Source organism: Protofrankia symbiont of Coriaria myrtifolia (assembly GCF_900634755.1).
In the GTDB taxonomy this organism is placed as follows: Bacteria; Actinomycetota; Actinomycetes; order Frankiales; family Frankiaceae; genus Protofrankia; species Protofrankia coriariae.
This window is the reverse complement of sequence record NZ_CAAAFS010000227.1, coordinates 1-9376: the sequence shown is the minus strand read 5'-3', so window position 1 is coordinate 9376 and position 9376 is coordinate 1. Positions and strand designations below refer to the sequence as shown.

The following is a 9376-nucleotide window of genomic DNA, read 5'->3' as shown; positions in this document are numbered from 1 at the left end:
GCCTAATTGAGCGGCATTGCATTAGAGCTCCTGGCCGGAGACGCCCTGCTGCATACCGACTTCGCCCCTCACAACGTACTGGTCAACGACAGGGCGTATCTTATCGACTGGGCCTGGCCCACTCGCGGACCCGCCTGGTTCGATGTGGCAGTTCTTCTCGTGCGGCTGATCGATGCCGGCCACACCCCCGAGGATGCCACGGCCTGGGCGACTCAGTTCCCAGCCTGGCAGCACGCTTCCAACGAGGCTGTCGACGCCTTCACGGTAGCCAACCTTCGTATGTGGCAGGAAGTCGTACATGCGGATTCACAGCCGTGGAAGAAGCGACTAGTGGAAACGGCGCGAAAATGGAGCGAATACCGTTTTTCTTGATTGGTAAAAGACTGCATTTTCTTCCCGTGAATACGCATTAAAAATTCAACGTAACGGAAGCGGACGGTCGGCGGATTTTTGATCGACTGCTATGCCGAGAAAGGCGGTCGGGAACATGGGCGGCGAGCAGCATCTTTACGCGCTGGTAGCCTTTGATGGACGGCAGGCGAAGGGCGTGTCAGAAGTTGTGCTGGCCTTCGAGAGTCCGGCCGCGGCAAGTCATTTCGCGGACGCGAACGGCATAGGTGATTACAGGGTTGGTCCGGTCCGGTTTTCTGGAAGTTCGGCGGCTCCTGCGGTCCGCTGGCGGGGAGTGGCCGTATGATACTGGACGAGCAACGTGCTGTCAGGCATCGCCTGTACGCGGTGGGTATGTTAGCGCAGGATGCGGCATACGAACAGGATCCGACGGGTGTTCCGCCGCTGCTCTCGTCCGATCTGCGCCGGGCGCTGCTCGCCGTGCTGGCGGTGACGCCGGAACCGCTACTACGAGCCGGTCACGGAGTGACAGAAAGCGAAGCAACAGCATTTCTTGCCGGTCAGCAAGCGGCTTTGGACGCCGTCCACACCGCATTGGCACGGGCATGGTTCCCCGCACGGCCACGACGCGGACGCCGGTCCCCACAACCCGCCGATGCGAAGGCACCGACACCGATTTACCCGACCGGGTGTGATCCGACACAGCGCACACGGTCGGAAGCGGCGGTGACGACGCGCCGGGAGTTTCCCTTGTTGGATGGCTTCCGGACACCGGACGGTCCTACAAAAACGATCATAGCTGGTGGCGTCGTGCCGGACCGGCTGGTGGTTGTGGATGGTGACGGGGTGGTGGTGGCGGAGTTCGACGGGGCGGCGTGGGAGAGGGCGCATGCCTGGGTGCATGCGCGGGTGGCGGAGCCGTTGACGCGGCGGCCGGTGTGTATCGAGGATCACCGTAACCGGCAGACCTGGCAGATCGATGTCGGCTCGTGCACGCACACGCTGTGGGTGCCGGGATGGCAGAGCGATGGTGCTTCGGCTTGCCCGTTGATAGCGCCGATGGATCGGTAGCGCGGTCGGATGGACCGGGATCGGGCGGGTTTCGCCGTTGTCCGTCGTCGTGTCGCCGCGATGGTGTGTCGTGCGGTTTCTACCTACAGGCAGGCGCGGCCAAAGGCGGTGAAATCCCGTGGTTCCGACGTCCCGGGTCACGGACGCGTGGCGGCCACGGGGTTCCAGACGGATCACTGGACGGTGACCTCGGCCCTGCCGCACCCGCCCTCCAAGCAGGAGCCGAGGGTGCTCTGCGGCAGGCGCAGAAGTCGAGCCGCCTCGGCATCCGAGCACGTCTCACGATTCAGCACGGTCGTTGACATGTGGTGGTTGCTCCCGTCGGGCCTGCTGGGAGCAACCGAAGGTAGGAACCTGGTCCGTGGCAGGCCGGGCTGTGCGGGGAGGAGGCCGGACGTCCTGGCTGATGGGTGTGGGGCTGATGCGTTCGGGCGGGTGGCAGGGCGGTCGACCACGGGTGGCGGGCGCGGGGTAGAGATCGTCGTTCTGGGCGGGACGATGCCGTGGTGAGCGGTTGCGGTGGGTACGAGGAGCCTGGCTCGTGAACGGTCGGGGGGAAGAGCACGGCGTCCCGGATACGGATGGAGCGCCCTACGCGCGGACAGGCGCCCGCGCGGATGCGGTGCCCCGTGCGGATGGCGCCGCCTCGCCGTGGTTACCGGCCGGGGTGCGGCCGATGCCGGGGGATCCGCGGTACATCGGTGGCTACCGGCTGCTGGGGCGCCTGGGCGAGGGCGGCATGGGGTTTTCGACTGTGCCGGCGAAGCCGGCGGCGAGCTTCCGCATGGCGGCGTCCAGGAGTTCGGTGAGTTCCAGGTTCTCGTGGCGTAGCCACTGTTCGTAGGCGGCGATCGCCACGCCCAGGGTGGCGTACGCGATCGCCTGCGGGGCCAGGGCGTGCTCGTCCTGGCCGATGCGGTTACCGATGAACTCGGCGATGACCTGCCGCCACGCGACATAGCGCAGGGTCGAGTGTGCCTGCAGGGCTGGGGTGCCCAGGATGAGCCGCATCCGCCGGCGGTGCCAGGGGGTCTCGGCGGGGCCGACCCGGTTGAACTCGATCAGCGCCTGGCGGACGGCGTCCATCAGCGGGACGTCGGGCGGGTAGGTGCGCAGGTCCGCTCGCAGCCGGGCCAGTTCCTCGTCGAAAGCGCCCCAGACGACGTCGTTCTTGGACGGGAAGTAGCGGAAGAACGTCCGCCGCCCGATACCGGCGGCGCGGGCGATGTCGTCGACGGTCGTCCGCTCGAAGCCGCGTTCGGCGAAGAGCTCGAACGCCAGATGCTCCAGCTCGGCGCGGCTGGTGACGGGGCTGCGGCCACCCCGGCCGCCGGATGTGCCGGATGTGCCGGGTGCGCGCTCTTCGCCCTGGTTCCGCATCGCCTCTTCCGGGTGGCATTGAGTGCCAATATTATGCGTGCCTGCGGTCACAGCGAATCATGTTGTCGGACGGGAGCATGCCATGCCGCACCGGATGCCCGGGTCGTGCCGGACGCGCGCGGCGGGCGGCCCACGCCCGGCGCGCATCCGGAAGCCGCCGGACGCCGGCCGTGGCCGACCGGCTGCCCGCCGCGGGCACGGTCACCAGCGGCGGGAAGGGCGGTGACCCAGCCAGCGGCGCCCACGGACGCGGTGGCCGAAGGAACAGCGGCAGGTACGGCAAGCGAGGGAACAGCGGGCGAGAGAACAGCGAGCGAGGGAACGGCAGGCACCGCGCGGGCCGCGGCCGGGGGGACGGCGGTGGACCCGCAGGCGGGTAGCGGCCGGGTGGCGGTGGTGACGGGGGCGGCCCGCGGCATCGGCGCGGCCGTGGCGGGCCAACTGGCCGCGCAGGGGTGGCGGGTCGTCGCGGTGGACGTGTGCGCCGACCTGCCCGGCGTCGCCTACCCGCTGGGGACGCCGGAGGAGCTGCGCGCGCTCGCCCGGCGCTGGCCCGGCCGGGTCCGCGACGTGGTGGCCGACGTGCGCGAGGCACAGGCCCTGGCCGAGGCCGTCGAGCTGGCCGAGCGCGAGTTCGGGGGAGTGCACGCCGCGGTGATGGCCGGCGGCCGTCCGCTGTGGGAGACCACGGACGCCGAGTGGGACGTCCTGTTCGAGGTCGGTGTCCGCGGGGTGCTCAACCTCGCCCGCGCGGCCGTGCCCGCCCTGCTGCGCGCCGCGCCGCCGCGCTCCGGCCGGTTCGTCGCGCTGGCGTCGGCGGCGGCCCATCGCGGCCTGTGGCATCTGGCCGCCTACAACGCCGCGAAGCACGCCGTCGTGGGGCTGGTGCGCGGGCTCGCGACCGACCTGCGGGGCACCGGCGTCACGGCCACCGCGGTGTCCCCGGGCTCCACCCGCACGGCCATGCTGGACGCGACCGCCGCCCTCTACGACCTGCCGGACGTCGACGGGTTCGCCGGATACCAGCTCCTCGACCGCCTGCTGCGGCCGGAGGAGGTCGCCGCCACCGTGTGCTGGCTGTGCGGCGAGGGCTCGTCCGCGATCACCGGCACCGTGGTGCACGCCGACGGCGGCTTCACCGCGTGACAGGCACCGTGGGCCCGGCGGGCTCCCGCGACGCGGACACCGCTGTGACGAACGCCGGAAATCCCGCGAGCCCCAGGAATCCCGCGGACTCCGGGAGACCCGCGAAGCGCGCGGACGACGCCTTGGACGCCGCGGGCTCCCGGAGCCCGGGCACTCCCGCGGCGGGAGCCGGCGGCACCCGGGACGAGGGCCGCGCGGGCTCGGGAAGCCCGGCGGACGGCGTCCTGCGGCTGGTCTTCGACCCTGGTACGCGCCGGTGGGCCGACGGGCAGGTGCTGCTCGGCGGTTCCCCGCTGCGGGTCCTGCGGCTGCCCGCCGCCGGCGCCCGGCTGGTCGAGGAGTGGATGCGCGGGCAGCCGGTCGGGCCCGATCCGGCGCGGCGGCGGCTGGCGGACCGGCTGGTGGCGGCCGGAATCGCCCACCCGGTCTACGAACGTCCCCGGCTGCGCCTGTCCGACGTCACGCTCGTCGTCCCCGTGCGCGACCACGCCGCCGCCCTGGAACGGTTGCTCGCCGCGCTGGGCGCGGCAGGTGAGGTGGATACGGCGGGCGAGGCGAACAAGGCGAACAAGGCGGGCGAGGCGGGCGAGGGGGATGCGAGGGAGACAAGGAAGGCGGGGGAGGCGGGGAAGCTGGCGGAAGTGATCGTCGTGGACGACGGATCCGTGCCGCCGTTGCCGCGGGCGACAGCCCGCCACCAGCGGCCCCGCGGCCCGGCCGCCGCGCGCAACACCGGCTGGCGGCGGGCGGGCACCGAGCTGGTGGCCTTCCTGGACGCCGACGTGCGGCCCGAGCCGGGCTGGCTGGAGCCGCTGCTGGCGCACTTCGACGCCCCGGACGTCGCCGCGGTGGCCCCCCGGGTGACCAGCCTGCCCGGGCGGTCGTTGCTGGCCCGCTACGAGCGGGCGCGCTCGTCGCTGGACCTCGGCGTCGCCGCGGCGCCGGTGCGGCCGGCCAGCCGGGTGAGCTACGTCCCCTCGGCCGCGCTCGTGGTGCGTGCCGCCGCCCTGCGGGAGCTGCGCGGTTTCGACGAGCGGATGCGCTTCGGCGAGGACGTGGACCTGGTGTGGCGGCTGGTGCGTGCCGGCTGGCAGGTCCGTTACGAGCCCGCGTCGCGGGTCGGGCACGCTCCCCGCGGCCGATGGACGGCGTGGCTGCGGCAGCGTTTCGACTACGGGACGTCGGCGGCGCCGCTGGCCGCCCGGCACGGTGGTGCCGTCGCGCCGGTGCGGATGTCGGTGTGGAGCGCGCTGTCGTGGGCGGCGGTGGCCGCCGGCCGACCGCGGGCCGGGCTTGTGGTCGCGGCCGGTACGGCGGCGTTGCTGCCGCGCAGACTGACGCCGCTCGGGGTGCCCGCCACCGGGGCGCTGCGGGTGGCGGCGCTGGGGCACCTCGGCGCGGGCCGGCTGCTCGCCGACGCGGTGACCCGCGCCTGGTGGCCGGCGGCCGTCCCGCTGCTGGCGGGCACCAGGCGGGGCAGATGGCTGCTGGCCCTGGCGCTGGGGCGGCACCTGCACGAGTGGTATCAGCGGCGGCCGGACGTGGATCCGCCACGCTGGCTGCTGCTGCGGGCACTCGACGACGCCGCCTACGGCGCCGGGGTCTGGTGGGGCGCCGCATGCGCGGGCACGCTCACCCCGCTGCTCCCGGAGCTGTCCGGCCGGCCCACCGCGGTGACCGCGTATCTGCGCCGGATCTCCCGGCGGCGCTGTGATCGTTGTGATTTTGATGCTGTTGGGACAGCACCAGAATCACAACGATCATGTTGCTCGAACTCGGCCGACATCGACGATCGCCGGGTCGGCCGGGTCGGCCGGGTCGGCCGGGTCGGCCGGACGGCGGCTCCCGGCCTGTTCAGGAGGTCCGGCCGGGGCGTCCGGACCAGGGCCGAAGGCAGCGAGGCCAGAGCCGAGGCCCGCGGGCGGCACCCGTGACCGGCCTGTGCCCCGTGACCGGCCTGTGCCCTGAAGCTGCCCCGTACCCCGGGGCCGCCCCGTCCACCGGGCCATGTCGCGTTCCAGGGGCATCCCGGATCCTGGGAGGGCATCACATATCGTGACCGCTGTGCGGCCCTGGCGGTTGGCGGAGCTCGCCTGGCCCGAGGTGGCCGAGCGGGCCGCCGCCAGCGTGCTCGCCGTCCCCCTCGGTGCGACTGAGCAGCACGGGCCGCACCTGCCGCTCACCGTGGACACCGAACTTGCCACGGCGCTGTGCGAGCGGCTCGCCCGTGCCCGCTCCTGGGTGCTCGTCGCGCCGGCGCTGCCCTACGGCGCAAGCGGTGAGCACGCGGGCTTTCCCGGCACCCTGTCGATCGGGCAGGACGGCGTCGAGCTGCTGCTGGTCGAGCTTGTCCGCTCGGCGGACGCGTTCGCCGGGGTGCTGCTGGTCTGCGGGCACGGCGGCAACGCCGCGCCGCTGCGCCGCGCCGTCGCCCGGCTGCGCGGTGAGGGCCGGCGGGTGCTCGCCTGGCTGCCCGGCGGGCCCGCGGACGACGCCCACGCCGGCCGTACCGAGACCTCGGTGATGCTCGCGCTGCGCGGGCAGGCGGTGCGGCTTGACCATGTCGAGCCCGGGGTGACCCGTCCGATCGGTGAGCTTCTGCCGGCGCTGCGGGAGTCCGGGGTGCGCGCGGTCAGCCCCAACGGCGTGCTGGGCGATCCGACCGGTTCCTCCGCCCGCGCCGGAACGCGCATCCTGGACGCCTGGGCCCAGGAGCTCGCCGCCGCGGCCGACCGGTGGCACGACAGCCTGCCGCACGACCGGAAGAGCCAGCCGTAGGACCGGCGGCCGGCCGTGATATCGGTACTGGCATGGCAGCAGGGCAGCCGTTCCACGGATCGGTGCTGGACGCGGTACTGGAACGGATCACCTATGCCAACGAGGAGACGGGCTATACCGTCGCCCGGGTGGACGCGGGGCGGTCCGGTGAGCTGATCACCGTGGTGGGCGCGCTGCTGGGCGCGCAGCCGGGTGAGTCGCTGCGGATGCGGGGGCGGTGGGGCTCGCATCCACAGTACGGCCGGCAGTTCCACGTCGAGGACTACACCACCGTGCTGCCGGCGACGATCCAGGGTATTCGGCGGTATCTCGGCTCCGGGCTGATCAAGGGTATTGGGCCGAGGCTCGCCGAGCGCATTGTCGAGCATTTCGGTATCGATGCCCTGGACGTCATCGAACAGCATCCCGAACGGCTGATCGAGGTCCCGAAACTCGGCCCCAAACGGACGAAGGCGATCGCGGTTGCCTGGGAGGAACAGAAGGCCATCAAGGAGGTGATGGTCTTTCTCCAGGGCGTCGGGGTGTCCACGTCGCTGGCGGTGCGAATGTACAAACAATATGGCGACCGGTCGATCGAGGTGGTGCGCACCCAGCCGTACCAGCTGGCCACCGACGTGTGGGGCATCGGGTTCCGTACCGCGGACACGATCGCCAGGGCCGTCGGGATTCCGCACGACAGCCCGCAGCGGATAAAGGCCGGGCTGGTGTTCACCCTGTCGGAGTCCACCGGGGACGGGAACTGCTTCCTGCCCGAGCAGCGGCTGATCGCCGAGGCGATCAAGATCCTGCAGGTCGACGCCGGCGCGGTGATCGAGTGTCTGGCCGAACTCGTCGCCGAGGAGGGCGTCGTCCGTGAGGAGATCCCCGGCGAGGATCCGGACGCCCCCGTCGCCGCGGTCTACCTGGTGCCCTTCCACCGCGCGGAGATCTCCCTGGCCGGTCAGCTCCTGCGGCTGCTGCGCGCGCCCGCCGACCGGATGCCGTCGTTCGCCGACGTCGACTGGGACAGGGCGCTGGTCTGGCTGCACGAGCGGACGCGCACCGAACTCGCCCCCGCCCAGCGGGCGGCGGTGAAACTGGCCCTGACCGAGAGGGTCGCCGTCCTCACCGGCGGGCCGGGATGTGGCAAGAGCTTCACCGTACGCTCCGTAGTCACGCTTGCCCAGGCCAAGGGCGCGAAGATCGTGCTGGCCGCGCCCACCGGCCGGGCGGCCAAGCGGCTCACCGAGCTGACCGGGCACGACGCGTCCACCGTGCACCGGCTGCTGCAGCTGCGTCCCGGCGGGGACGCGGCCTACGACCGCGACCACCCGCTGGACGCCGACCTCGTCGTGGTCGACGAGGCGTCCATGCTCGATCTGCTGCTGGCCAACAAGCTGGCCAAGGCGGTCGCGCCCGGGGCGCACCTGCTCCTGGTCGGCGACGTCGACCAGCTCCCGTCCGTCGGGGCCGGGGAGATCCTGCGCGATCTGCTGGCGGCGGGGACACCGGTCCCGCACGTGCGGCTGACGCACGTCTTCCGGCAGGCGCAGCAGTCCGGGGTGGTCACCAACGCGCACCGGATCAACAGCGGCGAGCACCCGCTGGTGCGCGGCCTGTCGGATTTCTTCTTCTTCGCCGCGGACGAGACCGAGGAGGCCGCGGCGATGACCGTGGACGTGGTGGCCCGGCGGATCCCCGCGAAGTTCGGGCTGGACCCGCGCCGCGACGTGCAGGTACTCGCGCCGATGCACCGCGGCCCGGCCGGCGCCGGCGCGCTGAACACGCTGTTGCAGGAGGCGCTCACCCCGGCGCGTCCCGACATGCCCGAACGCCGCGCCGGCGGGCGGATCTTCCGGGTCGGCGACAAGGTCACCCAGATCCGCAACAACTACGACAAGGGAGCCAGCGGCGTCTTCAACGGCACCCTGGGCGTGGTCACCGGTATCGACCTCGACGAGCAGAAGGTCACGGTGCGTACGGACGAGGACGAGGACATCGACTACGACTTCACCGAGCTGGACGAACTCGTCCACGCCTACGCCGTGACCATCCACCGTTCGCAGGGCAGCGAGTACCCGGCCGTGGTCATCCCGGTCACCACCAGCGCCTGGATGATGTTGCAGCGTAACCTGCTGTACACGGCGGTCACGCGGGCTCGTAAACTGGTGGTGCTGGTCGGGTCACACCGAGCCATCGGCCAGGCCGTGCGCACGGTCAGCGGCGGTCGCCGCCACACCGCCCTCGACCACCGGCTACAAACGTCCGCTTCGTAACACCGCCTGATCTCAGATCTCGGGTCTCAGATCTCGGGCCGCCCTGGTCCGCCCTCCCGACCCAGGCTCCTCCTCCGGGCTCGCTCTGATCGTTGGTCGGAGGTCGAATCGCGGGAATGAGGGGGCAAGTGGTTGCCGTGGTAGCCATTTCCGTACTCGCTCCGTACTCGCTCCGTATTCGCCTTCCCGGGCGGGGCGGACGGCTGGCCGGTGTTGTTGGTGGATTGTGTTTGCTGGCTCGCTCGTCGGGCCGGCCGGCCCGGTGGGTCGACCCGGTAGGACGCGCCGCGGGTGGGTGGCCGGCCGTCGGCCGCTGAGCCGACCCAGCGGCCGACCCGGTGGCTGGCCCGCCAGACCGACCCTGTGGTCGGCCTGGCGGGCCGACTCGGCGGGGC

The 9376-nt window shown here is 72.0% G+C and carries 7 protein-coding genes; 6 read left to right on the top strand and 1 reads right to left on the bottom strand.

Going from position 1 to position 9376, the window contains the following annotated elements; all coding sequences use genetic code 11:
• The first annotated feature begins 6 nt into the window (after nucleotides 1-6).
• Both CM1CMNOD_RS12785 and CM1CMNOD_RS12780 read left to right on the top strand, forming a co-directional pair.
• Nucleotides 7-372: a phosphotransferase gene (locus CM1CMNOD_RS12785; protein WP_083828284.1), complete on the top strand. Its 366-nt coding sequence runs from the start codon at nucleotides 7-9 to the stop codon at nucleotides 370-372.
• 321 nt (nucleotides 373-693) lie between these two features.
• Nucleotides 694-1422: a hypothetical protein gene (locus tag CM1CMNOD_RS12780; RefSeq protein WP_131772585.1), complete on the top strand. Its 729-nt coding sequence runs from the start codon at nucleotides 694-696 to the stop codon at nucleotides 1420-1422.
• Nucleotides 1423-2127: 705 nt separating this feature from the next.
• Here CM1CMNOD_RS12780 and mftR read toward each other — a convergent pair.
• Nucleotides 2128-2802, bottom strand: a complete 675-nt coding sequence (gene mftR, locus CM1CMNOD_RS12775) for a mycofactocin system transcriptional regulator (RefSeq protein WP_013874026.1) — start codon at nucleotides 2800-2802, stop codon at nucleotides 2128-2130.
• Nucleotides 2803-3162: 360 nt separating this feature from the next.
• Here mftR and CM1CMNOD_RS12770 point away from each other — a divergent pair, with 360 nt between their 5' ends.
• The 4 genes from CM1CMNOD_RS12770 (at nucleotide 3163) to recD2 (ending at nucleotide 8981) form a co-directional block, all read left to right on the top strand.
• The gene (locus tag CM1CMNOD_RS12770; protein WP_013874025.1) at nucleotides 3163-3948 is read left to right on the top strand and encodes a mycofactocin-coupled SDR family oxidoreductase; all 786 of its coding nucleotides are present in this window, start codon (nucleotides 3163-3165) and stop codon (nucleotides 3946-3948) included.
• Nucleotides 3945-5882 carry a mycofactocin biosynthesis glycosyltransferase MftF gene (gene mftF / locus CM1CMNOD_RS12765; protein WP_013874024.1) on the top strand — a complete coding sequence of 646 codons (1938 nt, stop codon included), beginning with the start codon at nucleotides 3945-3947 and terminating at the stop codon, nucleotides 5880-5882. Before CM1CMNOD_RS12770 ends, mftF begins: the two co-directional genes overlap by 4 nt.
• 121 nt (nucleotides 5883-6003) lie before the next feature.
• Nucleotides 6004-6726, top strand: coding sequence for a mycofactocin biosynthesis peptidyl-dipeptidase MftE (gene mftE / locus CM1CMNOD_RS12760; protein WP_013874023.1), 723 nt, complete (start codon nucleotides 6004-6006; stop codon nucleotides 6724-6726).
• A 32-nt stretch (nucleotides 6727-6758) separates the two neighbouring features.
• The gene (gene recD2, locus CM1CMNOD_RS12755) at nucleotides 6759-8981 is read left to right on the top strand and encodes an SF1B family DNA helicase RecD2 (protein WP_013874022.1); all 2223 of its coding nucleotides are present in this window, start codon (nucleotides 6759-6761) and stop codon (nucleotides 8979-8981) included.
• The last annotated feature ends 395 nt before the right edge of the window (nucleotides 8982-9376 follow it).

Excerpts from the sequence above, each read along its gene's own strand:
- CM1CMNOD_RS12780 (WP_131772585.1), top strand. The coding sequence starts at position 694 with ATGATACTGGACGAGCAACGTGCTGTCAGGCATCGCCTGTACGCGGTG.
- mftR (WP_013874026.1), bottom strand. The coding sequence starts at position 2,802 with ATGCGGAACCAGGGCGAAGAGCGCGCACCCGGCACATCCGGCACATCC.
- recD2 (WP_013874022.1), top strand. The coding sequence starts at position 6,759 with ATGGCAGCAGGGCAGCCGTTCCACGGATCGGTGCTGGACGCGGTACTG.